Raw genomic sequence first — 25,731 nt, 5'->3', positions numbered from 1 at the left:
CGACCCCGACCCCGGCCCCGGCATCGGCATCGGCATCGGCATCGGCATCGGCATCGGCATCGGCATCGGCATCGGCAGAATGGCGCCCCGTGAACGACGTACTGTGCGGGCTCGCCGCCAACCCTGCGCTGCCCTTCGAGCTGGTAGATCGCCTGATCGCCGTCGCGGACGCCGACATCGACGAGTCCCTCGCCGATCGCGCGGACCTCACCCGTGAGCAGACGGCCGAACTGGCCGCGCGGGCCGAGGAGAACGCCGTACGACTCGCGTACGCCGGTCTGCTGACCGCCGCCGACATCGACCCCGTCGCACAGCCGCGGGCCGCGCTCGCCCTGCTGGAGGAGCGTTCCGGTGCCCCGGAGTGGGCACGGCTCTTCGCCGGAGACCCGGATGCCGGGCGCCGGGAGAGGCTGGCCGCCTGTCCCGGCCTTCCGGCCGACGTACGGGAGACGCTCGCCGCCGACCCGGACGTACGGGTCGTCACGGAACTCGCGTGGTGGACGACGCCGGACATGGCGGCCCGCCTCGCGCGGCATCCGCACGCCGAGGTCCGCCAGGCGGTGGCGGCCAACGAGGCGACGCCGCCGGAGGTGCTGGCGATGCTGGTCACCGGCGAGGGGCTGCCTCCGGTGGAACGCTGCCTGGTCTGCGACAGGGAGGAGACGCCCTTCACGCACGATCCGGGGTGTCCCCGGCTCGACTGCGATCTGCGGTCCGGTGCCTCGTGCGACGGTTCCCACGAGTCCACCGTCCATGAGCTGGCGCAGCGAGCGCTCGAGAACCCCGCCACGCCCGTCGAGGCCCTCCTGCGGTTCGCGGACCACCCCTCGGCGTTGCTGCGCGCCCGGCTCGCGGCCCGCCCCGGCCTGCCGCCCAGGACGGCCGCGCGCCTCGCCGGTGACACCGACCCCGGTGTCCGAGCCGAGCTCGCGGGAAATCCGACGATCGACGACGCCGTGATCCGTGTGCTGGCCGACGACCGCGGCCACGACGTACAGCGCACCCTCGCGCACCACCCGTGCGTGCCGCTCGACGTGCTCTCCCGCCTGGCCGCCGCCGTCAGGATCGGCCCCACCCTGCTCCCGCGGATCGCCCGCGCCTCCCCCTCCGAGGTCGAGCACCTGTCCCGGTCCCCGGATCCGGTGATGCGGATGCTGCTGGCCGAACGGCGCGATCTGCCGGCCGGGATCCGCGACGCGCTGGCCGCCGACCCCGACGCGAAGGTGGTCAAGTCCATAGCGCCGCACCCGGGCCTGTCGGAGGCTCAGCTGCGGAGCATGCTCGAACGCCACGGCGTCCATGTCGCCGCCATGGTGGCCGGCAACCCGGACGCGTCGCCGGCACTGCTCGAGGACCTGAGCGGACACGTGCCGCCGGCCGGGAAGGCGCTGCGCGAGATCGCCAGGCGCCGCGACGCGACGGGACCGGCGCTGCTCGCCTGCCTGGCGGACCGGCGGGCACGGCCGGTGGCCGCCGGACACCCGTCCCTGCCGCCGCAGGTCATCGCCGGCCTGCTCGCCGACGACGACTGGCAAGTGGTACAAGCGGCTGCCGCCAACCCGTCGCTGCCTTCGGCCCTGATGGAGGAACTGGTGCCACCGGCCCCGGCGGACGGCTCCCACTCGGCGCGAACCATGGGTGGATGATTGCCAAATTCCAAGACATGACAGTAAATTTCGGTCAGTCGCCTTGAGGAGTCACCGGCAGACGGGGCAAAGGATGAGCACGGACGACCGAGTCGCGGTGACGACCGGGATCGCACGCCTGCACGCGTCGCCCGGACTCGCCGGGCCCGGTCGGCTCGGGCTGGTGACCAACCACACCGGTGTCCTCCCCGGCCTGCGCCCGGCCGCGCCCGCGCTGCTCGACGCCGGCGTGCGACTGGTCGCCCTGTTCGGTCCCGAGCACGGACTGCACGGGACCGCCCAGGCCGGCGAGAGCGAGGCCGCACGGACGGACCCCGCCACCGGCCTGCCGGTCCACGACACCTACGGGTGCGACGGCGGGCGCCTCGACGAACTGCTGCGCGCGAGCGGCGTCGACGCCCTGGTGTACGACCTGCAGGACATCGGGGCCAGGTTCTACACCTACGTGTGGACCATGTACGACCTGATGGTGTCGGCGGCCCGTACGGGCGTACGGTTCGTGGTCGCGGACCGGCCGAATCCCCTCGGCGGGCTCGTCAGCGAGGGTCCGCTGCTCGATCCGGCCTGGGCCAGCTTCGTCGGGCGCGCCGCGACGCCGGTCCGGCACGGTCTCACCTGCGGCGAACTCGCCCGGCTCCTCAACACCTCGGCCGTGCCCCAAGCAGCGGGCAGGGCAGCCGACTTGACGGTGATCGAGGCCGTCGGCTGGCAGCGCTCCATGGACGCGGAGGCCACCGGCCTGCCGTGGGTGGCGCCCTCGCCGAACATCCCGACGCCGGCCACCGCCACCGTCTACCCCGGCACCTGCCTGTTCGAGGGAACGAATCTCTCGGAGGGCCGCGGTACGACACAGCCCTTCGAGATCGTCGGGGCCCCGTACGTCGACGCGCGGTTCGCGCCCTCGCTCGCCGAACTCGCCCTGCCGGGGGTGCACTTCCGTGACCTGCGGTACGTACCGACCTTCCACAAGTACGCCGGACGGCCGCTGCGCGGGGTCCAGCTCCACGTCACCGACCGCAAGGTGTTCGCTCCCGTGCGCACCGCCGTCGCGATGCTCGCCACGCTTCGGCGGCTGTACCCGGACGGCTTCGCCTGGCGAGGCCCGGACGGCGGCGCGGAGGGCACCGGTCACCGTCACTTCGTCGACCTGCTCTGGGGGTCCGACCGGCTGCGGCACACCGTGGACGCGGGTGACGACCCACTGCCGCTGTGCGATCCCCCGGCGCCGCCCGGCCAGTGGGCCGGCGAGGACACCCTGCTCTATTCCTGAGACTCCCTGTCCCACCACGGCGACCTGCGGTTCTGCCCCGAAAGGAGGAGCGGACGCCCGTGCCGACCCGACAGCCACCCACGGCACGGACACCCTCCCGCGCGTCCGCGCCGGACTGCCCTCACACCGTCGCCGCACCCACCACAGCCCGTCGCCACCACCGCCGCCGCCACCGCACCCACCTGTCGCCACCACCACCCATCGCCCATCGCCGTGGCGCCGCGCCCCCGCACCAGACCGAGGCAGCGCCGCGGGCGGCCGCCGACGCCGTCCGCGACCCGCGTATGGAAGGACAACCCCGTCGATGACCGATCGCACGACGCCGTCCCGGGCCGGGATCCGCGGCTTTCGCGCGGGCGACGGCCCGCGGCTGGTGGAGGCGTGGCGCCGGAGCGCGCCTGCCGACCCCATCACCCCGGACCGCTTCCGCTCCCTGGTGCTGCTCGACGCCAACTTCGATCCGGAGGGGCTCCGGGTCGCCGTCGACGGCGACCGTGTCGTCGGCGCCGCCTACGCCGTACGCCGCCTGACGCCGATGACCGGCACCGACCTGGAGCCGGAGCAGGGCTGGATCCCGTTCTTCTTCACCGACCCCGCCGCCCGCGGGCGCGGTCTAGGCCGCCGGCTGCTGACCGACGCCCTCGACTGGCTGCACGGCCACGGCCGCACCCGGGTGGACTTCGCCTCGTACACCCCGCACTACGTCCTCCCCGGCCTGGACGCCGAGGCGTACCCGGAAGCGGCCGGCCTCCTCGAATCCCTCGGCTTTCGCACGCTGTACGAGGCGGCGGCGATGGACCGCGGCCTGGTCGGCTACCGCCTCCCGGAGGATGTCGCGCTGCTCCGGGACGAACTGACCGAGCGGGGCTACCGGTTCGCCACCCCGTCCGACGACGACCTGGTGGATCTGGTCGCGCTCGCCGGGAGCCGCTTCAGTGCGGACTGGGCGCGCGCGATCCGGGAGTACGCGGCAGCGGGCACACCGCTGGACCGGATCGTCGTCGTACGGGACCCTTCGGAGCGCCTGGCCGGCTGGGCGATGCACGGCGCGTACGCGTCGGTGGACGAGCGGTTCGGCCCGTTCGGTGTACTGGAGGAGATGCGCGGCACCGGACTCGGCAAGGTCCTGCTCCACCTGGTCCTGGAGCGGATGCGGGCGCGCGGGGCGCACTCCGCGTGGTTCCTGTGGACCGGCGAGCGCTCCCCGGCCGGACACCTTTACCGGAAGACCGGTTTCACCACGACCCGGGTGTTCCGCGTGATGCGCCGGGAGAGCGTCCGGTGACGCCGCCCCGGCACACCGGCGGCCTGAGCCGCCGTCACTTCGCGCTCGCGCTCCCCTCGGCACTGCTCGTCTCCGGATGCGCCGCACCGCACCAGGGCACCGGACGGCCCGGCGACCCGATCGTCCTCACCCTGCTCTCCCACTACGCGAGCGGGGAGCTCAAGGAGGCGTTGCGGGGTCCGGTCGACGAGTGGAACGCCACCCACGACCGGGTCAAGGTGCTTACGAAGGCGGTCGAGTTCACGGATCTGCTGACCACGTTCATGGTCCGGCAGGCCGCGGGCCAGGGCGCCGACATCCTCCAGCCGTACTGTCTGTGGAACGGCCAGCTCGTCCGGGCCGGTGTCCTGCGGTCCGCGCCGTCCGAGCACGCCGAGGAGATCACGCGCGGCTACGGCCGGGCCGCGGTCGGATCCTCGTCCGTGGGGGGAAAGGTCTACGGCTATCCCACCGAGGTGCAGACGTACGCCCTGTACTACAACAGGCGGCTGCTGCGCGAGGCCGGCGTCGACCGGCCTCCGCGGACCTGGCGGGAGCTGGAGGAGACGGCGTACCGCACCACCCGGCGGGACCGGTACGGCAACACGCTGGTGCAGGGGTTCGGCCTGTCGACCTACGACGACTCCACCACCGTCGGCCAGACCCTGGCCCTGCTCAACGCGGCGGGCGGGACGTTCGTCTCCGCGGACGGCAGGCGCACCGCCATCGACTCGCCGGCCGGCCGGGCCGTGTTCGACCTGGAGCACCGCCTCGTCGCCAAAGGCGCGAGCGCCCCCGGCGTCAACGTGTACAAGGCGTTCCAGTCCGGGCAGGTGGCCATGGTGGTCAGCGCCGGCTGGTGGACCGGGAGCCTGAAGGCTCAGATGGGCGCGGACTACCGCGATGTCGGCGTCGCGCCCGTGCCCGTGCCCGAGGCGGGCGACCGGCGTGCCACGCTCTCGACCGGTTTCATGCTGGGCGTCAACACGGCCAGCAGGCATCCGCGCGAGGCCTGGGAGTTCCTGCGCTGGCTCAACGCCGAGAAGGTGAGCGTGCGCAGCGCCGGCCGGAGTGCGGCGGCGACCCGGATGAGCTCCCTGCAGGTGTCGGTCGGTTCCCTCACCGGCCGCGCCGACGACATGCGGACGCTCCTGGGCGCGGGCGGCGATCCGAACCTGCGCCCGTTCCTGGACGCGTTGGCGTACGCGGTGCCGGAGCCGAACATGCCGGGCGCGCAGCAGGCCAAGTCGCTGCTGCGCAAGAACCTCGAGGCGTTGTGGACAGGTCAGCGGTCGGTCGACGAGGCGCTGCGCGTCACCCGCCGTCAGGTCGATCAGGAGGTGTCGCGCTCATGGTGAACTCCCTGGTGCCGGAGGCGACCGGTCAGGCACACGGCCCGCGGCCGGCCGGGCCCGCCACGTCCACCGCGCCCGCCCGGCCCGCCGTGGGCGGCCGCGTCCGGAGCCGGCGCCGCCAGGCCGCCGTCGCCTATCTGTTCCTGGCGCCGACGCTGCTGTTCTTCGCGGTCTTCCTGATCCTGCCGCTCGGCTTCGCGCTGCTGCTGTCGATGTCCCACTGGGCCGGGTTCGCGCTCGGCGACATCCGTCCGGTCGGCCTGGACAACTTCACCGGACTGTTCGCGGACGGGTCGACGTTCCTGGCGCCGATCCTCACCAACACGCTGCTGTTCGCCCTGGGCACCGTGGCCCTCGCGCTGGCCGGCTCCGTGCTCGTCGCCACCTGCATCGACAACCTGCGGTTCCAGGGGGTGTGGCGCACCCTGTACTTCCTGCCGATCGTCACGACCGTCGTCGCCGTCGGCAACGTGTGGAAGTACATGTACGAGCCGGGCGGCCTCGCCAACGGCGTCCTCAACGCCCTCGGGCTGGACTCGGTGGCGTTCCTCACGGACCCGGACACCGCGCTGCCCTCGGTCGTGGTCGTCCAGGCCTGGGCCTCGGTCGGCTCGGCGATCCTCATCCTGACGGCGGGGCTGAAGTCCGTACCCGAGTCGTACTACGAGGCCGCCGCGCTCGACGGCGCCGGGCCCGTCACCGTCTTCTGGAAGATCACCCTGCCGCTGCTGCGGCCGTCCCTGCTGTTCGTGACCGTCACCCAGTTCCTCACCGGCCTGCAGTCCTTCGCGCTGATCATCGTGATGACCAAGGGCGGCCCGGGCGACGCGACCAACGTGGCCGCGCTGGAGATGTACCGGCAGGCGTTCTCGTACGGCGACTGGGGCACGGCGAGCGCGGCCGCGTTCGTGCTGTTCGTGGTGGTCCTCATGGTCACCCTGGTGCAGTTGTGGATCTTCCGGCGCAAGGGGGAGGACGCATGAACCGCCGCCGTTTCCCGTGGTTGTCGTACCTGGTGGTCGTGACCGGCGCCGTGCTCACGGTGGTGCCGTTCCTCGACATGGTGATGACGTCCTTCAAGGGGCCGGGCGAGTCCGGCACCCTGCCGTACCGGTTCCTTCCCCAGGCGTTCGACCTGTCCAACTACCGGGCGGCGTTCCACCAGCTCGATCTGCCGGTGCTGTTCCGCAACAGCGTCGTCGCCACCGCCCTGATCACCGGTTCGGTGCTGCTCACGTCGTCGCTGGCGGGCTACGCGCTCGCCAAACTCCGCTTCCCCGGACGGAACTTCATCTTCCGTCTCGTCCTCTCGACGATGATGTTCCCGCCGTTCCTCTTCTTCATCCCGCACTTCCTGATCCTGGTGCACTGGCCGCTCGCGGGCGGCAACGACCTGTTCGGACGCGGCGGCGCGGGCCTGACCGTCAGCATCGCGGCACTCGCCATGCCGTTCCTCGTCAACGGCTTCGGGATCTTCCTGACGCGCCAGTTCATGGTCGCGATCCCGGACGAGGTCCTGGAGGCCGCGCGCATCGACGGGGCCGGCGAGTTCGCCGTGTGGTGGCGGATCGTGGTGCCGCAGACCAAGCCGGTCCTGGTGACGCTCGGGCTGCTGACCTTCGTCGACGCCTGGAACGAGTACATCTGGGCGCTGCTCGTCTCGACCGCGAACCCTGACGTCATGACGCTGCCCGTCGGCATCCAGCTCCTCCAGGACCACGTCGACCCGGCCCGCACGATGCCCATCGTCATGGCCGGCCTCGTCCTGAGCATCCTGCCGGTCCTGGTCCTCTTCCTGTTGCTGCAGAAGTACTACATCCGGGGCGTCATGCTCAGCGGCCTCAAGTAGGAGAGCGGCCGCAAGGGGCGGACCAGGAGGCCGTCAACGGCACCTGGTCCCCGGAAAGCGCGTCGGGGACCGCTTCGAACTCCTCCGGAACGGTCCCTGGCCGAGAACCGTCGCCGCGTTTCGGAGAGCATGCGGTATCTGGTCGCCGGCGCTTCGGTTCGCTAGGGGGTGTCGTTTGGGTCAGGTCGGATCAGGCCGCGGCGTCCGGTGCGGTGCCTCGCAAGGCGGAGGATCTGCCGTGTACTGGACGTACTCGGCTGATCCGACAACGCGGCGAGGTGCCGTGCCGGGCGTCGCGGACCCGAGCTGATCCAAACGACACCCCCTAGGGTCTTCCGTCATCGGCGGGGGGGGGGTTCGATGGCGCTGGATGTGGCTACGGCCGTGGTGTCGATCGCCGGCGTGGCCGCCGGAGCGGCAACGACGTTCGCGGCGCAGTACCTCAACATGGTCGAGTCCAAGAAGGGTACGGCCGCCGCAGCGGCGACCGCTCTCAGGGCAGAGCGCAAAGAGGCGATTCTCGGCTTCCTGGAGAGTTGCCAGCGGGTGGAGAAGGCGGCTGAACACCGCTACCACGAGAAGGAGTACTTCCACGGCTCTCCCGAGCTCACCCACGAGATGTGGCTGCGGCAGAAGGCCATCGAACTTGTCGCCCGGGCGTGAAGTACGCCGCACCGCTTACGAGTTCGCGAGCCGTCTGGCGGACGCGACCTACAGCGATGTGCCTGGTGGGGTGCCGGTCTGGGCCTTCCTCTCCGAGAAGCCGAACCGTTCCTGAAGGCTGCTCGCACCGAGCTCGGCACCGGCGACATCTGACTCGCCGCCGGCAGAGGGCGCTCGATGCCGTCGTCGGCGAAGCGCTGACAGATGGGCCGGGCCGGGTTGCCGCCGACGATCGTGTGAGGCGACGACAGGATCTGAACCTGCGCCCCCTGGCCCCCGAGGACCGCCGTCCGCACCGCGTGGTCCCCGACCGGGCTCACAGCCCCTGCCGCCGGGCACTCTCCGTGAGACATGCCGACGTCATCGGCCGGCACCCCCGGGCACCCCTCACGGTGGCGATCCAGTGGCGCTGATATTCGGCGGCCACCGGGGCAGGTGTCCGCGACACTGGGCTGGTGATCGTCATACACCCCGTACTGGAGACCGGCACGCTCCCCGGCTTCGAGTTCTGGCCGGTCCCCGAGCAACCGCCCTGCCACCTCACCCCGCTGAACGGCACGCTGAGCGATGAGCAGGTCGGCATGGCGATGGCCACCATGGCCGGCTACAACTCCAGCCGGGCCGACGACCGTCCGACCGACCCGGCCGACGCCTTTCTGAACCCACTGCTGCACGAGGAGGGGTTCGTCGCCCCTGGGGGGCTCCGTGTACAGGACACGCGCACCGGCACGACGCTGACGCCCGGCTGCTGCTGCGGACTGGAGGACTGGCGCGGGTGGCTGGAGATCGCCGCCGGTGACGAGCTGTGGCTCGGCCACGACCCGACACCGTGGGCCGAGCAACTTGGCGAGAGCACCGTCCGGCTCCACCCGGACGGCGAGCGCCCAGGCCCGGTGATCGAGATCGCCCGTACCGAGCTCCCCCGGCTCCTCGCCGGGGTCCAGCAGGACCTCGCGCACTTCCTGCTGCTGGTCGCAGCATGGGCCGAGCAGCACGTGCCCCGGTCGGCGCAGGCACTGGTCAGCGCGGTCGACCGGTCGCTCGACATCACCGCACCACTGCGAAGGCCGAGCTGATGGCGAGCTTCCTGACGCACCGTCGGCTCGTGCTCGACCGCACGCTTCCGGCGCGGCGACGCCACGCGGCACTGCGGACCTGCCTCACCGTGTACGCCCCATACGGCTTCCGCGCCACGTACCACCACCTGACCGTCAGCGCCGCGATCCCCCGCGACGTCGACGCCGATCCAGAGTCCCTGGAACGTGCGGTGCACGAGCTTCACGAGGCTCGCCTGCTCCGTCTGGCCGAGGACGCCCGGTATGCCGAGCAGCGGCGACGCGAGAAGCATGCCGGTCAGCGAGCCCCACGACGCCCGGGCACGTGGTGGCACCGCCACGGGCAGCAGAGCTGCTTCCAGCTCGATCCGCTCTGCCATCCAGCCCTGGCCCTGCCCGAGTTCGTCCACCGCAAGATCGGCCTGGCGAACGGCGAAGCACTGCCCGGCTGCGCGGACTGCGGCAGCGGCCTGCCCGCGGTGTCCCGTTCGACCGGCCACGGGTTCATCGACCTGTGCCGCGGCTGCGGAGTGGTACAGCGCTCGTGTGCCTGCCATCGGCCTCACTACCTCCACCCTCGCGAACGGGACCTGTGGCCACGCCTGTGGCGCAGGGAGCACATGGCCCACGACGGCCTGCCCAACCCACACTGGCCCGGTACGGTCGAGGACCGGATCGCCGGCCTGCGGCTGAGGAGTTCGTCACCGCCGCGGAACGGGAGGCTGGGATGAGTGAACTCGCCTTCTTCGCCCAGGTGGTGGCCCGGAGCACGGCCCACGGCCTGGACTGCGGCTCCCCACCCGACCAGGTCACCACCCGGCTCGGCGACTACGGGCCAGGTTCTCCCGTATCGGGATCCGGACCGGAGGACTCAGCACGTCCGACCGATGCCATGGCACAGCGGCACGGGTGAGACCGAGACGGAATCCGGGTGCGCGGGGGTGAAGAGCGCTGGCAGCATGCAGCCCATGCCTCAGTCTGATGCCGCTCGTGATTCCTTGGAAGGCCTGGCCCTCGGTGACGCTTTCGGCGAGCGCTGGTTTCCCCTCTTCCGTCCCGCTCAGCAGGCGTTCGACGCGATCCGAGCGCGCCGGATGCCTGAGGAGTCGCCTTGGCACTGGACGGACGACACGGCGATGGCACTGTCGGTCTACCGTGTCCTGGCAGCGCACGGCGCGGTGCACCAGGACGACCTGGCGGCCACGTTCGCCGCGACCTACCTCGCCGACGCCTACCGCGGCTACGGGTACGGCATGCATCAACTGCTGCCCAAGCTCGCGGAGCAGCCGTCGAGTTGGCGCGCGGAGACGCGGACCCTCTTCGGCGGCCAGGGCAGTCTCGGCAACGGGGCGGCGATGCGGGTGGCGCCGTTGGGTGCGTGGTTCTGTGAGGACCTGAACGAGGTGGCGGAGCAGGCCGCGTTCTCCGCCGAGGTCACGCACGCGCACCCGGAGGGGATCGCGGGCGCGGTGGCTGTGGCACTGGCCGCGGCCCTGGCCGCGCGCAGCCGGAACCAGCCCGCGCCGCACGGTTCGGCGCTGCTGCGGGAGGTGGCCGAGCGCACGCCCGCCGGGCAGGTCCGCGAGGGCCTGCACAAGGCTGCCGACCTGCCCGCGGACACCGAGCCGTGGCGGGCCGCCGATGTCCTGGGCAACGGTCAGCGGATCCGCGCGAGCGACACGGTGGCCTTCGCTCTGTGGTCCGCCGCCTGGCACCTGGACAGCCTCGTCGACGCGCTGTGGACCACCGCGGAGGGGCTCGGCGACGTCGACACCACCTGCGCGATCACCGGCGGCACGGTCGCGGCGCGCACCGGCCTGGCCGGAGTCCCCGACGCGTGGCAGGAGCGTCGCGAGCCGCTGCCCGACTGGCTCGACAAGGCCTGAGTCGCCGGCCGTCGAAGGAGAGGAAGCCGTCGGCGGGGCTGCGCCCCTCCTCCAGGGCCCTGATGCTCGCGGCGAACGCGCTTGTGGAGGTCAGCACCGGATACGGGCCGCTGGGCCACTCCTCGCCGACGAGCGGACTGTCGCCGTGCGGGCGGCGGCGCGGCCCGCACGGGACATTGGGGACAGGTAGAGATGACTCGGTAGCGTGGCCGTCTGCCGCATGGAGTGTCCATGTGTACGGCTGGACCGTGCGACGGCTTCCGACGGAGAGTGATGAGGCTGCGATGAGTGAACTGACGAAGCCCGAGGTCGAGGTTCCCGAGGGTGACGCTCCTACCGAGCTGACCGTCCGGGACCTGGTCGTCGGGGACGGGCCCGAGGTGAAGCCGGGCATGGTGGTCAGGGTCCACTATGTCGGGGTGACCTTCGAGTCCGGCAGGGAGTTCGACGCCTCGTGGGACCGGGGCGAGCCGTACAAGTTCGCCCTGGGCAGTGGCAAGGTCATCAAGGGCTGGGACCGGGGGGTGAGGGGGATGAAGGTCGGCGGCCGACGCGAGATCATCGTTCCCCCGCGTCTCGGCTACGGCAACCAGTCGCCCTCGCCGTTGATCCCGGCGGGATCGACCCTGGTCTTCGTGGTGGACCTGCTGGCCTCGTATTCGAGCACAACCGGATGGAGCAACGCCCAGTAGTACCCCTGGCCGCTCCTCCCCTACGACGTACAGCGTCGTCCCCCGAGGTTGGCGCCGCCGTGCTCCTCGCTGCCACCCCTGCTTCCACCTCCACCTCCGCCTCCGCCTCCGCCTCCGCCTCCGCCTCCGCAGCGTCCGAACGGTTCCGCTGCGACTCACCGCGGTCCGCCCACCGGGCCTGCGTGGCTGCGTGGCTGCGTGGCTGCGACCACCACACCCCCGAACGCACGAAAGGCCGCCCTCCCATGGATGAGGGAACGACCCCCGACCCGCGTTTCCGCATGGTCGGGACGACAGGATTCGAACCTGCGACCCCTTGACCCCCAGAGCAGGGGGAAATCCCCAAATCCATTGTGCCGACGGGCCAGGCTCCTGCTTGCACGCGTCCGATCCGGCGGCGTGCGGGCCACGCCGCCGAGGGCCCCAACGGCCTTGTCCGCACCGCCCGCATCGCCGGCCTCCTACTGGAGGTGGGTGGCGGTACTGGACGGCGCGCTGATCCGCACCCGGCGGTGATCACCGGCTACAAGGCCGCCCGGAACTGCCCCTGACGCGAGGGCAGAAGCTGTCCGACAAGGCATTGACGGCCGTCCGGGGCACCGGTCGAGCACGGGTTCGCCCACCTGAAGAACTGACGCGCCCTCGGTAACGTACGCGCCGACCCGACGTGGGCGACCGCGTCGGTGAGGGCTCTGCCCGTCCTGACGCACCGTGGAGTCGCCCGCTGACGGACGATCTTGACCGGAGCCATGGGCCCCGACCGGCTTGAGCATCCTGAACCCCGCGCACACCAGCCCCGTGACCTGCAATTTCACGATGCACATATCTCGATGAGGTGCGCGGGGCACCGTCAGGCGTTCAGCTGAGTCCGGAAGGCGGTCGCGGCGTCACCGGTGACGGACACCAGGAGTTCGCCGGCGGTCGTCGCGTCGACGCACACGTGGGCGTCACCGGGCCGTCCCATGGCAGCTCCCTGACGCCCGGTGAAGGTCAGCCGTCCTCCGGGGCCGCGACGATGCCGTGGTGCACGAGGTACGCACCGAGGGGCCCGTGCCCGTTGCCGGTGACCGGATCCTCCGGGATGCCGATCGCGGGCGCGAACATCCGGGACCAGGTGAGCAGGCCGGGGTCGGAGGTGGCCCGGGTGAAGACGAAGAACCCGTTGCTCCCCACCTCCCGGCTGAGCTCGGTCAACGCGGCGGAATCCGGGCGCAGTCCGTCCACCACTGCCCGGTCGCACAGCTCCACGAGCACTTTGGAGTGCCCGGTCGACACGATCTGGACCGGACCGCTGCCGGTGAGAGCCCCGGCCCGGACACCCAGCGCTTCCCGCAGCCGGTCGACCTGGTCGCCGTCCAGTTCCGGGCCGAAGGCGGCGGCTCCCTGATGGATGCCGATCCGCACGTGGTCGCCGTCGCGGTGGATCTCCACCCGCTGAAGCAGTCCGCCACCGGTCTTCTGCACGACCGAGCACGACGGCAGTCCGTACTCGACCGCGCGCGCGAAGTGCGCCCCCACTGTGGCGTGCCCGCAGGCCGGAACCTCCGTGGTCGGGGTGAAGAAGCGGACCCGCACGTCATGGTCGGGGCCGTCGGCAGGCAGCACGAAGGCGGTCTCGGAGTTGTTCAGTTCGCGTGCGACCGCGAGCATGGCCGCGTCCGTCATGCCCTCCGCGTCGGGCACCACGCCTGCTGGGTTGCCGGTGAAGGGCGTGCGCGTGAAGGAGTCGATCTGGTAGAGGGTCCTCACCGTCGCCGTGTCCCCTGTTCTTCGTCGATCCGCCGGGCGGCTTGTTCGTCGATCCGCCAGGCGACGGCGTCCGCCGCCACCTTGAATCCGTGGTGAAGTCCCGCCACCTGGAGAACCGCTCTGGCCGGACGGTGGTCACCGAACGCCTCGCCGAAGACCCGGTCGACGGCTTCCCAGTCGGCGATGTCGGTGACATACAGCGTCACCTTGGCAACGGAATCAGTTGCACCGCCTGCCGCTTCGACGATCGACAGGAGATTGGACAGCGCCTGGCGCGCCTGCACGGGCACAGTGGATTCGGGTAGCGCTCCCCCGCCGACGGGCAGTTGCGCGGAGACATGGATCGTGCCGTCGGGTGTGACGGTGGCCTGTGCGTAGTGGCCGAAGGGCTTCGGCACGCCCTCGGTGGCGACGCGGTCCAGCGGAGGCTTGATCTGCGGGTCCCGGCCGTCGTACATGGCGCTCACTTGCGTCCCTCCGCGGCTGCCGCGTGCGGGGGACGGTGGGCCGTGTCCTCGGCCAGTCCGATGAGAGTCCTGACTGCGGATCCGGTGCCGCCACGCGGCGTGTAGCCGTAGGGGCTGCCCTCGTGGAAGGCCGGTCCTGCGATGTCCAGGTGGGCCCAGGAGAGGCCGGCCGGCACGAACTCCTGCAGGAACAGGCCGGCGGCGAGGCCGCCGCCCATTCGCTCGCCGGAGTTGGCGATGTCGGCGACCTGCGAGGCCAGGCCCGTGAGCAACTGGGCCGGCAGCGGCATCGGCCACGCTTCCTCGCCGGTCCGCCGGGCGGCGTGCAGGACACGGTCAAGGAACGTGTCATCGTTGGACATGACGCCGAAGATGCGGTGCCCCAGTGCCATCTTCATCGCCGCGGTCAGGGTGGCCACGTCCACGATCGCGTCCGGCTTGTCCTCGCTCGCCCGCACCAGGGCGTCGGCGAGGACCAGGCGCCCCTCCGCGTCGGTGTTGACCACCTCCACTGTCCTGCCGCCGTACATCCGCAGCACGTCGCCGGGGCGGACGGCGGAGCCGGACGGCATGTTTTCCGCCAGTGTCAGCCAACCGGTGACGTTGACGGGCAGCCCCAGGCGCGCGACGGCCACGACGGCGGCGAACACCGCCGCGGCGCCGGACATGTCCCGCTTCATGATCTCGTTGAAGCCGACCGGCTTCAACGAGATGCCGCCCGAATCGTACGTAATTCCCTTGCCGACGAACGCGAGGTGCGTCCGCGCCTCGGGGTGCGTGTGGGCGATACGCACCAGCCGCGGCGGACTCGCCGAGCCCTGGCCCACCCCGATGATGCCGCCGAAACCGCCGTCGGCCAGTGCCGTCTCGTCGAGCACCTCCACCTGCAGTCCGTACCTCTGGCCGACCGAGCGCACGGTCGCGGTGAAGCTCTCCGGGTAGAGGTCGTTCGCCGGCATGTTGACGAGGTCGCGGGCACGGTTCAGCTCCTGCCCGACCACCTCGGCGCGCGTCGCCGCGACCGCTGCGGCGGTGTGGCCCTCGGGGTCCGTGAGGATCACCAGCTCGCCGACGGGGGCCCTGCCGTCGGTGGACGTGCGGTAGCCGGTGAACGCGTACGCCCCCAGCACACCGCCCAGCGCCAGCGCCTCCACCGCGTCGGCGGTCCGGGCAGGCAGCGCCAGGGCCGCCGTGCCGGTGCCGGACAGGGCGCGGGCCGCGACGCCGGCCGCCCGGCGCAGCGCTTCGGCGTCGTATGCGCCGTCGTCCACGGCGTCGCCGAGTCCGACGGCCAGGACGAAGCCGGCCCGGGCCGACGCGGGGGCGGGGAGCTTGATCGCCTCGCCTTCGGCACCGGTCATGCCGAGAGTGCCCAGGAGTTCGACGAGGCCACCGTCGTACGACGTCGCCACGTCCTCCGCGCCCGGTGCCAGGGCCAGGCCCTTCGAGCTCTTGGCGACGCCGATCACGACGGCATCCGTACGCAGCGATGCTGCTGGTGAGGTGGAAACGGTCACTGCGGTCACGTGCGTGTCCTGCTCTTTCTGTTCTGTCGCGGCGAGCGGGACTGTCACTTGGGCAGAACCGGGCCGGCGTGAGAGGCAGTTGGTGCGGATGACGACTGCGCAGGCGAGGCCGACGGGGACGGCGTGCGTTGTTGACGGCGGGTCATGGCGACGCCGACGAGCACGACCACCATTCCCGCGGCGACCCGGAGGCTGAAGTCCTCGTCGAGCACGACGGCGCCGAGCAGAACGGAAACGACCGGCAGCAGATAGCCGACGGTGGCGGCGTTGGTCGCACCCTCGTCCGCGATGATCCGGTACGTGAGGTGGAAGGTGACGCCTGTCGCGAAGATGCCCAGGACGACGGCGGCGATCACCGTGGTCGCCTGGGCGTGCACCGCCGACCGGCCGCCGACCGGCAGGGTGAGGACGGTCAGCGCGGTCGCGGCGAGGATCTGGGCCGAGGACAGTGAGATGGTGGGAATGCCCTTGCCGACGAGGGCGCGTCCCATCCAGGCGAAGCCGACGGCGTAGCTCGCCGCCGCTCCGACGATGGCCAGGGCGCCCCAGCCGACACTGTCGGTCTGCTGCCAGGGAGCGAAGATCACCACGACTCCCACGAAGCCCAGGAGCAGGCCGCCCAGCCGGACCGGGCGCACCCTTCGCTCCGTCCCGATGGCGATGCCGATCAGGACGGACCACAGCGGCGTCGTCGCGTTCAGCACACCGGCCACGCCGGAGTCGACGGACTGCTCACCGACGCTGAACAGGGTGAAGGGGAGAGCGTTGCAGAAGAAGGCGGCCACGAAGATCCGCCCCCACATCGCAGTGCCGCGCGGGAGCCGCTGCCCTGTCCCGAAGCAGACCGCCAGCAGCGTGAGCGACGCGAGCACGCACCGCACGAAGGTGACCTGGACGGGGGAGAACCCCTCCAAGGCCACTTTGATCCACAGGAACGTCGATCCCCACAGGAGGGCGAGTACGCCCATCCGCGCCCAAGCCCAGGTCTTGCCGGCGACACCGCTCAACACACTTGCTCCTTGTTCGGTCGATGCGTGAAACGGTGCTCGCATCAACCTGGAAGGACAAGTGAAAAGAACTACACCCGCATTAAGGCCGGCTACATCGTGAAACGGGGCGGGCGGGCGTCGAGGTGCACCCGACGCATTGAGGGCGTCACCTCGTCAGAGGAAACTCAGCGTGCCGCTGCGGCCTTGAGGGCGCGGATGAGCCCCTGCATGGCCAACTGACCAAGTGATGCCTCCCGTACCGCCGCGTGGATGGCTCGGACCGGCTCGGGATTGCGCACCTTCCGCACCATGACACCGGGATGATGACTGAGCAGCCCCATGTTCGGGACCAGGCTCACACCGAGCCCGGCGGCGACGAACCCCTGCGCGGTGGCGTAATCCCCGCTCTCCACGACGAAGTCGGGGCTGAAACCCGCGGCCGCACAGGCATCGATCACCGTGTCGAGGCACGCGCCGGACAGCTCACTGCCCACCCACGACTCGTCGGCGAGATCGCCGAGATCGATGACCCGCTTCGACTCGAGTCTGTGCCCCTTCGGCAGGACGACGCGGTACGCGTCGTCGAGCAGGTGCACCAGGCACACGCCGTCATACGTCCGGCCGTGCGGGCTGATCACGATGGCCAGGTCGGCATGCCCCTGCGTCACCTCTGACAGCGGGTCGTCGGGATCGTTCATCCTCAGATCGATGCGCACTCCCGGGAACTCCTCCCGCAGGCGGGCGAGTGCCGGCGCCACCACGGAAGAGCCGACCGTGGTGAAGTACCGAATCGCCAACCGGCCCGTACGACCCTCCCGAAGGTCGGCCAGCGCTGTCTCCGCCGCGGCGACCTGCCCGCCGATAACGGCGGCGTGCTCAGCGAGCAACTGCCCGGCCGCCGTCGGCCGCACCCCCCGGCCGACCCGTTCGAGCAGTGCCACACCCGCCTGCTTCTCCAGGGCCGCCACCTGCTGACTGATGGCTGAAGGCGTATAGCCGAGATGGGCCGCCGCGGCGGTCACCGAGCCGCTGGTCACCACGGCGCGCAGAACCGTCAGACGACGCACATCAAGCATGAAGCTGAGCTTAATCCTCCAGTGGAACATTCCACCTGGCCTGCCGGCTCGTGCCCGTTCGATCTACGGGAGCCGGCCACCTCCACCGCCGCACTGCGCGATGCCGCTCACTGGGACGACGCGCCCCGCGATCCCTTCCGCACCCGATCGCCGTCGCCCACTGGCACGGTCAAGGCAGTTGGTCCCCAACCGGTCCCCGAAAACGGTTCAGGGGCCGCCTCGGATTTCTCCGAAGCGGCCCCTGAACTGCGACTCTCACGAGTCGGGACGACAGGATTTGAACCTGCGACCCCTTGACCCCCAGTCAAGTGCGCTACCAAGCTGCGCCACGTCCCGTTGCCGTCTGACCTGGGGTTTCCCCGGTCGCAACGTGCAGGGAAACAATACCGCACTCGGGTCGGTGGTCGCGCACCCGCTCGGGGGGTTGACCTCAAGTTTGGTTGAGGTTGCATGATCGCCGACATGACGATCACAGCGGAAGACAGCCGTGCGTACGGCCCGGCCGGCGGGACCCACGGCTACGACGACCTGCCCCGGCTGATGGCGCTCATGACCGGGGACGAGAAGCACGGCCCGGCGGCCACCTCCACCCTCGACGTGCTGTGGGTGCTTTACGACCGTGTGCTCCGGGTCACGCCGGAGCGCGCGGACGACCCGGCCCGGGACCGGTTCCTGCTGAGCAAGGGGCACGGGCCGATGGCGTACTACGCCGTCCTCGCCGCGAAGGGTTTCGTGCCGCTGGACTGGCTGGCGGGGTTCGGGGCGTACGACTCCCCGCTCGGCCATCATCCGGACCGGGTGCTGGTGCCGGGGGCCGAGATCGGCAGCGGATCGCTCGGACACGGGCTGCCGATCGCGGTGGGCACCGCGCTGGGTCTGCGGGCGCAGGGGCTGGGCGATCCGGCCGTGTGGGTGCTGACCGGGGACGCCGAGCTGGACGAGGGCAGCAACCACGAGGCGATCGCCTTCGCCGGGGCCTCGGGGCTCGACCGGCTGCACGCGGTCGTCGTGGACAACGCCTCCGCGAGCCACGCCCTGCCCGGTGGCATCGCGGCCCGGTTCGAGGCCGCGGGCTGGTCCGCGGTGACGGTGGACGGGCGTGATCACGCGGCTCTGCACGCCGCGTTCACCGCACCGCATCCGGGGCGCCCGCACGTCGTCGTCGCCCGGGTCGAGCCGAAGTACGCCGTCTGACCTCGCGCCCGCCCTCACGGCGGCGCGCTTCCCGAAGACCAGTGGAATCAGCGGAATCAATGGCACCAGTGGCACCAGTGGAAGGAGCCCCTCTCATGGACACCATGCGTGACCGTTTCGCCCCCGTCGTCTCCCGGCTGCTCGACGAGGATCCGCGGGTCGCGGTCGTCCTCGCCGAGATCGGCAAGGACGGCTTCGCCGCGGCACAGAGCCGGCATCCGGACCGGGTGATCAACGTCGGCATCCGCGAACAGCTCCTGGTCGGGGCGGCGGCCGGACTGGCGCTCACCGGGCTCCGGCCGGTCGTGCACACCTTCGCCTCCTTTCTCGTGGAGCGTCCCTTCGAGCAGGTCAAGCTGGACCTGGGACACCAGGACGTGGGCGCGGTACTGGTCAGCGCGGCCGCCTCCTTCGACTGGCCGGCCGGCGGCTTCACGCACATGGCGCCCGGTGACGTGGCCCTCCTCGACACCCTGGACGGCTGGACCGTCCATGTGCCCGGACACCCGGACGAGGCGGAGACCCTGCTGCGGCACGCGGTCGCCGCGGGCGACGACAAGGTGTACGTCCGCCTCTCCGCGCAGTCCAACCGGCTCGGGCGGCCGGTGGACGGGCAGCGCTTCCGCAGGGTCCGTGAGGGGCGCGCCGGTGTCGTCCTCGCGGTGGGTCCGATGCTGGACGCCGTGCTCGACGCCACCGAGGGTCTGGACGTGACCGTCCTCTACGCGACGACCGTACGGCCCTTCGACGCGGCCGGGCTCCGCCGGGCCACCGAGGCGGCCGGCACGGACGTCGTCCTCGTGGAGCCGTATCTCGCCGGCACGTCCACGGCCGCCGCGAGCGAGGCGCTGGCCGACGTGCCGCACCGCGTGCTGGGACTCGGCGTCGGGCGCCGCGAGCTGCGGCGCTACGGGACGATCGAGGAGCACGTGGCCGCGCACGGGCTGGACGCGGGGAGCCTGCGCGAGCGGATCGGGACGTTCGTGGGAGCGCGGGCGGCCGCGGGCGGCAGGTGAGCGTCCCGCGAGGCAGCGGGCGGGCGCGGCTGCCGCCGGGGTTCAGCGGTTTCCGGGCGGGCCCACCTCGGGGTGGGCCTCCAGCAGACGGGGCGGGGCCGCCTGGCGCCAGGAGTCGGCGAGGATGTCGCGCAGCTCGCCCTCGTCGTCCACGGCGGAGAGTCTCGCTCTCACCCAGGCGAACTGGACCTCGTGGTCGGCGATCCAGAACTTGTCGGGCTCGGCCAGCACCAGTTCTTCGCGCTCCTCCTTCGGGCAGCGCACGGCGACGGAGGTCTCGTCCTCCGGGAGCGTGGCGAACATCTTCCCCGCCACCCGGAACGTGGGCATGTTCCAGGCGACCTTCTCCGTGGTGTCCGGGAGGGACAGGGCGACACGGCGTACGTCTTCTGCATCCGGCATGCCACGCACCGTAGCCCGTGCCACTGACAGTCACCCCGGCCCCCGCCTCTCGCCCCCCTGCCCCCCCGTCTCCCTCCCCCGGAACCCCGTCACCCGTCACCGCTCACCACTCACCACTCACCGCGGCAGCTCACTCCCTCCCGCCGAACGCCGCCAGCGTGCGCTCCAGCGCGGGCAGGGCCCGCACCACGCGCTTCGAGCGGATCAGCAGGTCCCACGCGGGCTCGAACTTCTTCCAGGCGCCGGCGTACGCGAGGTGCCGGAGCCGCTCGTGCGGTCCGGGCTGGGCGGCGGAGCCCCGCCAGATGCTGGACCAGCGGTAGAAGTCGCGGTAGGCCCGCCAGTAGCCTTCCTCCAGCTGACTCGGTGTCATCCTCTGGGGCCGGTAGACGACGTGACGGGTGTCGTAGAGGTCCCAGTCGCGGTGGACCATGCGGTTCTCGGACTCCAGTTGCTTCCACAGGCCGGTCGACGGATAGGGCGTCATGATGTGGAAGGTCGCCGTCTCGATGCCCTGCTCGACCGCCCACGCCACCGTGCGGTCGAAGACGTCGGGGCCGTCCTGGTCGAGCCCGAAGACGAAGCTGGCGTTGACCATGACTCCGGCCTCGTGCAGGCGTCGTACGGCTGCCGCGTAGTCGGTGCCGATGTTCTGGTTCTTGCGGCGCTCGGCGAGATTCGCGTCGTTGACCGTCTCGAAGCCGACGAAGAGGCTGCGCAGCCCCGCTTCCACGGCGCGCTCCAACAGGCCTGGTTTCAGTACGGAGTCGACCGTCGCCGCCGCCTGCCACAGCCGCCCCATGCCCTTCATGCCGTCGAACAGGGCTTCCGCGAAGCGGCGGTTGCCGAACAGGTGGTCGTCGAGGAAGTAGAGATGGCGGCCGGGCAGACGGTTTATCTCCGCGAGGGCGTCGTCGACGGTCTGCGTGTAGAACGACTTCCCGCCCTCGAAGAAGGCGTCCTTGTAGCAGAAGTCGCAGTGGTGCGGACAACCACGGGTGACCACGATCGAGTTGGGGACCAGATAGAGGTGACGCTTGATCAGGTCGCGTCTTATGGGCGGGAGTCCGGCGAGCGTACGGGACTTGGAGTCGTAGCGGCGGGCGGGGACGCCGTCGCGGAAGTCCTTCAGGAACAGCGGCCAGGTGTCCTCCCCGGGGCCGGTGAAGACGGTGTCCGCGTGGGCCGCCGCCTCGTCGGGGAGCGAGGTGACGTGCAGGCCGCCCATGGCTACGTGGGCACCCCGGGCACGGAAGTGGTCGGCTATCTCGTAGCCGCGCCGGGCCGAGGTGATGTACGGCTGGATCACCAGCAGGTCGGGGGTGTCCAGGGAGTCCAGGTCGAGGCGCTCCACGTGCTCGTCGTGGAGCGTGACCTCGTCGTCGGGGTCGAGGTGTCCGGCGAGGGTCGCGAGGCCGAGGGGCGGGAAGAGCGAGTACTTGATCGGCCGGAACAGGGGGCTGGTCGCCTCGGTCAGGGCCGGGAGGATCATCGTCACACGCATGACAGCCCAGACCGCGGAAGGCCGGTGGCCGGTTCCCTAAGCCCGCGCCGCGCGCCCCAGCGCCTCCAGCACCGGGCGGATGAGCGGGTGCTGCTCCGCTCCCCGGCGTACGGCCGCGAAGACGCGCCGGGTCGGCGCCACCCCGCCGACGGGGTGGACGACCACGTCCGTGAGGTCCATGCCGCGCAGGGCCGAGCGGGGTACGAGGGCCACGCCCGCGCCCGCCGAGGCCAGGGCGACCACGGCGCGGAAGTCGTCGGAGGAGTGCTCGAGGCGGGGCTGGAACCCGGCGCTCTCGCAGGCGAGGACGACCACGTCGTGGCAGGGATTGCCGGGGTAGGGGCCGATCCACGGGTCCTTGGACAGTTCGGCGAGGGGGAACACGGCGGCGTCCGCGAGACGGTGGCCGACCGATACGACCGCGTCGAAGGGCTCGGCGTAGAGCGGGACGTAAGTGAAGCGGGGGTCGTCCGCGGGCGGCGCACCCCGGTACTCGACGGCGACCGCCACGTCCACCTGCCGGTCCAGGACCATCGACAGGCTCTCGTCGCCCTCCGCGTCCTGGACCCGGACGCGGACACCGGGCGCGGCCGCGGCGAGGCGGGCCACGGCGGGGGCGACGACCTGGGCGATGCCGGTCGCGAAGGCCGCGACGGTGACCGCGCCGGCCTCCCCCGAGCCGTAGGCGGCCAGCTCCGCCTCAGCCCGTTCCAGCTGGGCGAGAACGGCGTTGGTGTGGCTGAGCAGGATCTCGCCGGCCGGGGTGAGCCGGACGCCCTTCGCGCCGCGGTCGACCAGGCGATGGCCGGTCTCCTGCTCCAGGGCCGTCAGCTGCTGGGAGACGGCGGAGGGGGTGAGGTACAGCGCGGCGGCCGCCGCCGTGACCGTGCGGTGGTCGGCCACCGCACGGAGGATGTGGAGCCGCCGCGCTTCGATCATGCCCTCATTATCGCAAGGCGTCCGCCCTGGTCAGGCTGCCAGCTCGGCGCGCGCGGCGACGAAGGCGTCCACGGCACGGTCGACGTCCTCGGTGGAGTGCGCGGCGGACAGCTGGACGCGGATGCGGGCCTGACCCTGCGGGACGACCGGGTAGGAGAAGCCGATCACGTACACACCGCGCTCCAGCAGCAGCTCCGCCATGCGGGCCGCCTCGGCCGCGTCGCCGATCATGACGGGCGCGATGGCGTGGTCGCCGGGGAGGATGTCGAAGCCCTCCTCGGTCATCCGGCTGCGGAACAGGGCCGTGTTCTCGGCGAGGCGCACGCGCAGGTCGGCGGCCGACTCCAGCAGGTCGAGGACCTTCAGGGAGGCGGCGGCGATGACCGGGGCGAGGGTGTTGGAGAACAGGTACGGGCGCGAGCGCTGACGCAGCAGGGCGACGATCTCGGCGCGGGCGGCGACGTAGCCGCCGGAGGCACCGCCGAGGGCCTTGCCGAGGGTGCCGGTGATGATGTCGACGCGGTCCATGACGCCGTGCAGCTCGGGCGTGCCGCGGCCGGTCGGGCCGACGAAGCCGACGGCGTGCGAGTCGTCGACCATGACCATCGCGTCGTAGCGGTCGGCGAGGTCGCAGATCTCGGCGAGCGGGGCGACGTAGCCGTCCATGGAGAAGACGCCGTCGGTGACGATCAGCTTCCGGCGCGCGCCGGCCTCGGTCGCCGCCTTGAGCTTGGCCTCCAGGTCCGCGAGGTCACGGTTGGCGTAGCGGAAGCGGCGGGCCTTGGACAGGCGGATGCCGTCGATGATGGAGGCGTGGTTGAGGGCGTCGGAGATGACCGCGTCCTCCTCGCCGAGCAGGGTCTCGAAGACGCCGCCGTTGGCGTCGAAGCAGGAGGAGTAGAGGATCGTGTCCTCCTGGCCGAGGAACGCCGACAGGCGGGCCTCCAGCTCCTTGTGGACCTCCTGGGTGCCGCAGATGAAGCGCACGGAGGCCATGCCGTAGCCCCAGCGGTCCAGCGCCTCGTGGGCGGCGGTGATCACCTCGGGGTGGTCGGCCAGGCCGAGGTAGTTGTTGGCGCAGAAGTTGAGGACCTCGCCGGGGCGGCCGCCGGCGCTGACGCTGACGGTCGCGGACTGCGGGCTGCCGATGACCCGCTCGGGCTTGTGCAGGCCGGCGGCGCGGATCTCGTCGAGGGTGGCGCGCAGATCGTCGCGGACGGAGTCGAACATGGAGGGGGCTCCTGAAGTATGCGGACGCGTAAGGGGGTTGGACGTGCGGCTGCGTGCCGCTTACACGGTCCAGTCGAGGATGATCTTGCCGCCGGTGCCGCTCGCCGCGTCGGCGAAGGCCTCCTCGAAGTCCTGGTAGGCGTACCGGCCGGTGATCACGGGGGCGAGGTCCAGTCCGCCCTCCAGCAGCACCGACATCGCGTACCAGGTCTCGAACATCTCCCGGCCGTAGATGCCCTTGATGGTGATCATCGAGGTGACGACCCGGGCCCAGTCGACCGGGAACTCCTGGGCCGGCAGGCCGAGCATGGCGATCCGGCCGCCGTGCGTCATGTTGGCGATCATGTCGCGCATGGCCTCGCCGCGGCCGGACATCTCCAGGCCGATGTCGAAGCCCTCGCGCAGGCCCAGTTGGCGCTGTCCGTCGGCGATCGTGGTCTGCGAGACGTTCAGGGCGAGGGTCGCGCCGATCTTGCGGGCCAGGTCCAGGCGCTCCTCGCTGACGTCGGTGACGACGACGTTGCGGGCGCCCGCGTGCCGGGCCACGGCGGCGGCCATCAGGCCGATCGGGCCCGCGCCGGTGATCAGGACGTCCTCGCCGACCAGCGGGAAGGACAGCGCGGTGTGCACGGCGTTGCCGAACGGGTCGAAGATCGCGGCGATGTCGAGGTCGACGGGGACGCGGTGCACCCAGACGTTCGACGCGGGCAGCGCGACGTACTCGGCGAACGCGCCGTCGCGGCCGACACCGAGGCCGACGGTGGCCCGGCACAGGTGGCGGCGTCCGGCCAGGCAGTTGCGGCACTTGCCGCACACCAGGTGGCCCTCGCCACTGACCCGGTCGCCGACGCTGATGTCGGTGACGTCGCGGCCGGTCTCCACGACCTGGCCCACGAACTCGTGTCCGAGCACGAGCGGGGTGCGGATGGCCTGCTGGGCCCAGCCGTCCCAGGCGCGGATGTGCAGGTCGGTGCCGCAGATACCGGTCCGCATGACCTTGATCAGTACGTCACCGGCACCGATGGCCGGCTCCGGTACGTCCGTGAGCCAGAGCCCGGGCTCCGCCTTGTCCTTGACCAGCGCCTTCAACGCACGGCTCCTGTGGGGTGAGGTCCCGGCCGCGGGCATGCCGAAGGCGCCCGCACCGGGTCAGAGGGGTGAAATCACCCTGCAATCTGCCGTATGTGCGGGCCGGGGTCCATCGATCTTTTCTTAACCGGCGCCTCAGGTTTCCTTCACGTCCGCCGCGCGCCTCCCGCCTGCGGGTTTCCTCGCACGGGAGCTCCCCGCCCGGCGGGCGCGGCGGCTCAGACGGGCAGCCCGTCGTCGGCGGCCCGCTGGATGCGTACGGCGAGATCGGCGGCGAGTGCCTTGATGGTGTCCAGCCCGGACCTGCCCCAGGCCCGGGGCGCTGTGTCCGCGGCGCACACGGTGCCGAGCACCATGCCCGAGCCGTCGGTCAGCGGGGCACCGAGATAGGAGCGGATGCCGTAGTCGTCGACGACCGGGTTGCCGGCGAAGCGGGGGTAGTCGCGGACGTCCTCCAGCACCAGGGCCTTACGGCGGACCACCACATGGAGGCAGAAGCCATGGCCACGCGGCAGCGTGCGGCCGATCTCGGGCCTGCTGCCGTCCTCCCGGACCACCGGCGCGGCCGGCGGGGTGCTGAGACCCGCGAAGAACTGGTGGTCCTGGCCCACGAAGTTGACCATGGCGTACGGCGCCCCGGTGAGCCGGGCGAGCTGGTCCGCGAAGTCGTCCAGGGCGGGTTCGGGCCAGTCCCCCAGCCCCATCCGGCGCAGCCGGGATATCCGGGCGGGGGCTTCCTTGTCCTCGGGAGTGAGCAGCAGGCCCCGGACCGGCCGGGCGGGCTCGTAGCTCATGACCGTGCTCCGTCGCTGTGGGCGTACCTCATATGACGTCTCCGTGGGCGGTGTGGCTGGGTCACATGTGGGGGCA

At 71.4% G+C, this 25,731-nt stretch carries 25 protein-coding genes and 1 tRNA gene; 14 read left to right on the top strand and 12 right to left on the bottom strand.

Going from position 1 to position 25,731, the window contains the following annotated elements:
• The first annotated feature begins 89 nt into the window (after positions 1 to 89).
• The 12 genes from OIB37_RS30965 to OIB37_RS30910 all read left to right on the top strand — a co-directional run bounded on the left by OIB37_RS30965 (position 90) and on the right by OIB37_RS30910 (position 11,680).
• Positions 90 to 1,646, top strand: a complete 1,557-nt coding sequence (locus tag OIB37_RS30965; RefSeq protein WP_330460912.1) for a hypothetical protein — start codon at positions 90 to 92, stop codon at positions 1,644 to 1,646.
• Positions 1,647 to 1,719: 73 nt separating this feature from the next.
• Positions 1,720 to 2,916: an exo-beta-N-acetylmuramidase NamZ family protein gene (locus OIB37_RS30960; RefSeq protein WP_330460911.1), complete on the top strand. Its 1,197-nt coding sequence runs from the start codon at positions 1,720 to 1,722 to the stop codon at positions 2,914 to 2,916.
• Positions 2,917 to 3,220: 304 nt separating this feature from the next.
• Positions 3,221 to 4,201: a GNAT family N-acetyltransferase gene (locus tag OIB37_RS30955; RefSeq protein WP_330460910.1), complete on the top strand. Its 981-nt coding sequence runs from the start codon at positions 3,221 to 3,223 to the stop codon at positions 4,199 to 4,201.
• A complete protein-coding gene (locus OIB37_RS30950; protein ID WP_330460909.1) occupies positions 4,198 to 5,538 on the top strand; it encodes an ABC transporter substrate-binding protein in 1,341 nt (446 codons plus the stop codon). Before OIB37_RS30955 ends, OIB37_RS30950 begins: the two co-directional genes overlap by 4 nt.
• Positions 5,532 to 6,518 (top strand): carbohydrate ABC transporter permease, encoded by a 987-nt coding sequence (locus OIB37_RS30945; RefSeq protein WP_330460908.1) that lies wholly within the window; start codon positions 5,532 to 5,534, stop codon positions 6,516 to 6,518. Before OIB37_RS30950 ends, OIB37_RS30945 begins: the two co-directional genes overlap by 7 nt.
• Positions 6,515 to 7,384, top strand: a complete 870-nt coding sequence (locus OIB37_RS30940; RefSeq protein WP_330460907.1) for a carbohydrate ABC transporter permease — start codon at positions 6,515 to 6,517, stop codon at positions 7,382 to 7,384. Before OIB37_RS30945 ends, OIB37_RS30940 begins: the two co-directional genes overlap by 4 nt.
• 360 nt (positions 7,385 to 7,744) lie before the next feature.
• A complete protein-coding gene (locus OIB37_RS30935; RefSeq protein WP_330460906.1) occupies positions 7,745 to 8,047 on the top strand; it encodes a hypothetical protein in 303 nt (100 codons plus the stop codon).
• A 455-nt stretch (positions 8,048 to 8,502) separates the two neighbouring features.
• The gene (locus tag OIB37_RS30930) at positions 8,503 to 9,123 is read left to right on the top strand and encodes a hypothetical protein (protein WP_330460905.1); all 621 of its coding nucleotides are present in this window, start codon (positions 8,503 to 8,505) and stop codon (positions 9,121 to 9,123) included.
• Positions 9,123 to 9,833 carry a hypothetical protein gene (locus OIB37_RS30925; protein ID WP_330460904.1) on the top strand — a complete coding sequence of 237 codons (711 nt, stop codon included), beginning with the start codon at positions 9,123 to 9,125 and terminating at the stop codon, positions 9,831 to 9,833. The genes OIB37_RS30930 and OIB37_RS30925 overlap by 1 nt, the downstream gene beginning before the upstream one ends.
• Positions 9,830 to 10,015 (top strand): hypothetical protein, encoded by a 186-nt coding sequence (locus OIB37_RS30920; protein WP_330460903.1) that lies wholly within the window; start codon positions 9,830 to 9,832, stop codon positions 10,013 to 10,015. Before OIB37_RS30925 ends, OIB37_RS30920 begins: the two co-directional genes overlap by 4 nt.
• Positions 10,016 to 10,070: 55 nt before the next feature.
• Positions 10,071 to 10,988, top strand: coding sequence for an ADP-ribosylglycohydrolase family protein (locus OIB37_RS30915; RefSeq protein ID WP_330460902.1), 918 nt, complete (start codon positions 10,071 to 10,073; stop codon positions 10,986 to 10,988).
• A 284-nt stretch (positions 10,989 to 11,272) separates the two neighbouring features.
• A complete protein-coding gene (locus OIB37_RS30910) occupies positions 11,273 to 11,680 on the top strand; it encodes an FKBP-type peptidyl-prolyl cis-trans isomerase (protein ID WP_330460901.1) in 408 nt (135 codons plus the stop codon).
• Between the two features lie 990 nt (positions 11,681 to 12,670).
• Here the strand turns inward: OIB37_RS30910 and OIB37_RS30905 are convergent.
• From OIB37_RS30905 to OIB37_RS30880, 6 genes are all read right to left on the bottom strand, one after another.
• Positions 12,671 to 13,429 (bottom strand): PhzF family phenazine biosynthesis isomerase, encoded by a 759-nt coding sequence (locus OIB37_RS30905; RefSeq protein WP_330460900.1) that lies wholly within the window; start codon positions 13,427 to 13,429, stop codon positions 12,671 to 12,673.
• Positions 13,426 to 13,887 carry a RidA family protein gene (locus OIB37_RS30900; protein WP_330462031.1) on the bottom strand — a complete coding sequence of 154 codons (462 nt, stop codon included), beginning with the start codon at positions 13,885 to 13,887 and terminating at the stop codon, positions 13,426 to 13,428. The genes OIB37_RS30905 and OIB37_RS30900 overlap by 4 nt, the downstream gene beginning before the upstream one ends.
• A gap of 5 nt (positions 13,888 to 13,892) precedes the next feature.
• Positions 13,893 to 15,422 (bottom strand): leucyl aminopeptidase, encoded by a 1,530-nt coding sequence (locus OIB37_RS30895; protein WP_330460899.1) that lies wholly within the window; start codon positions 15,420 to 15,422, stop codon positions 13,893 to 13,895.
• Between the two features lie 44 nt (positions 15,423 to 15,466).
• Positions 15,467 to 16,390, bottom strand: a complete 924-nt coding sequence (locus OIB37_RS30890; protein ID WP_330462030.1) for a DMT family transporter — start codon at positions 16,388 to 16,390, stop codon at positions 15,467 to 15,469.
• 206 nt (positions 16,391 to 16,596) lie between these two features.
• Positions 16,597 to 17,487 carry a LysR family transcriptional regulator gene (locus OIB37_RS30885; protein ID WP_330462029.1) on the bottom strand — a complete coding sequence of 297 codons (891 nt, stop codon included), beginning with the start codon at positions 17,485 to 17,487 and terminating at the stop codon, positions 16,597 to 16,599.
• Positions 17,488 to 17,749: 262 nt separating this feature from the next.
• Positions 17,750 to 17,823 (bottom strand) — tRNA-Pro (locus OIB37_RS30880).
• 126 nt (positions 17,824 to 17,949) lie between these two features.
• Between OIB37_RS30880 and OIB37_RS30875 the strand changes: the two genes are divergently transcribed.
• Positions 17,950 to 18,681 (top strand): transketolase, encoded by a 732-nt coding sequence (locus OIB37_RS30875; protein ID WP_330460898.1) that lies wholly within the window; start codon positions 17,950 to 17,952, stop codon positions 18,679 to 18,681.
• A gap of 95 nt (positions 18,682 to 18,776) precedes the next feature.
• Positions 18,777 to 19,697 carry a transketolase family protein gene (locus tag OIB37_RS30870; RefSeq protein ID WP_330460897.1) on the top strand — a complete coding sequence of 307 codons (921 nt, stop codon included), beginning with the start codon at positions 18,777 to 18,779 and terminating at the stop codon, positions 19,695 to 19,697.
• 42 nt (positions 19,698 to 19,739) lie between these two features.
• Here the strand turns inward: OIB37_RS30870 and OIB37_RS30865 are convergent, their stop codons facing one another.
• From OIB37_RS30865 to OIB37_RS30840, 6 genes are all read right to left on the bottom strand, one after another.
• Entirely contained in the window at positions 19,740 to 20,099 is a 360-nt protein-coding gene (locus OIB37_RS30865) for an MmcQ/YjbR family DNA-binding protein (RefSeq protein ID WP_330460896.1), read from the bottom strand.
• A 130-nt stretch (positions 20,100 to 20,229) separates the two neighbouring features.
• Entirely contained in the window at positions 20,230 to 21,591 is a 1,362-nt protein-coding gene (locus OIB37_RS30860) for a B12-binding domain-containing radical SAM protein (RefSeq protein WP_330462028.1), read from the bottom strand.
• A 48-nt stretch (positions 21,592 to 21,639) separates the two neighbouring features.
• Positions 21,640 to 22,542: a LysR family transcriptional regulator gene (locus OIB37_RS30855; protein ID WP_330460895.1), complete on the bottom strand. Its 903-nt coding sequence runs from the start codon at positions 22,540 to 22,542 to the stop codon at positions 21,640 to 21,642.
• A gap of 30 nt (positions 22,543 to 22,572) precedes the next feature.
• Positions 22,573 to 23,772: a glycine C-acetyltransferase gene (locus OIB37_RS30850; protein WP_330460894.1), complete on the bottom strand. Its 1,200-nt coding sequence runs from the start codon at positions 23,770 to 23,772 to the stop codon at positions 22,573 to 22,575.
• A 60-nt stretch (positions 23,773 to 23,832) separates the two neighbouring features.
• A complete protein-coding gene (tdh, locus tag OIB37_RS30845; protein WP_330460893.1) occupies positions 23,833 to 24,861 on the bottom strand; it encodes an L-threonine 3-dehydrogenase in 1,029 nt (342 codons plus the stop codon).
• A 218-nt stretch (positions 24,862 to 25,079) separates the two neighbouring features.
• Positions 25,080 to 25,655 (bottom strand): GAF domain-containing protein, encoded by a 576-nt coding sequence (locus OIB37_RS30840; protein ID WP_330460892.1) that lies wholly within the window; start codon positions 25,653 to 25,655, stop codon positions 25,080 to 25,082.
• Between the last annotated feature and the right edge of the window lie 76 nt (positions 25,656 to 25,731).

It is taken from the genome of Streptomyces sp. NBC_00820 (assembly GCF_036347055.1).
GTDB lineage: Bacteria > Actinomycetota > Actinomycetes > Streptomycetales > Streptomycetaceae > Streptomyces.
Note: the sequence above shows the minus strand (reverse complement) of the source record. Positions and strands in the feature narration are given on the sequence as shown.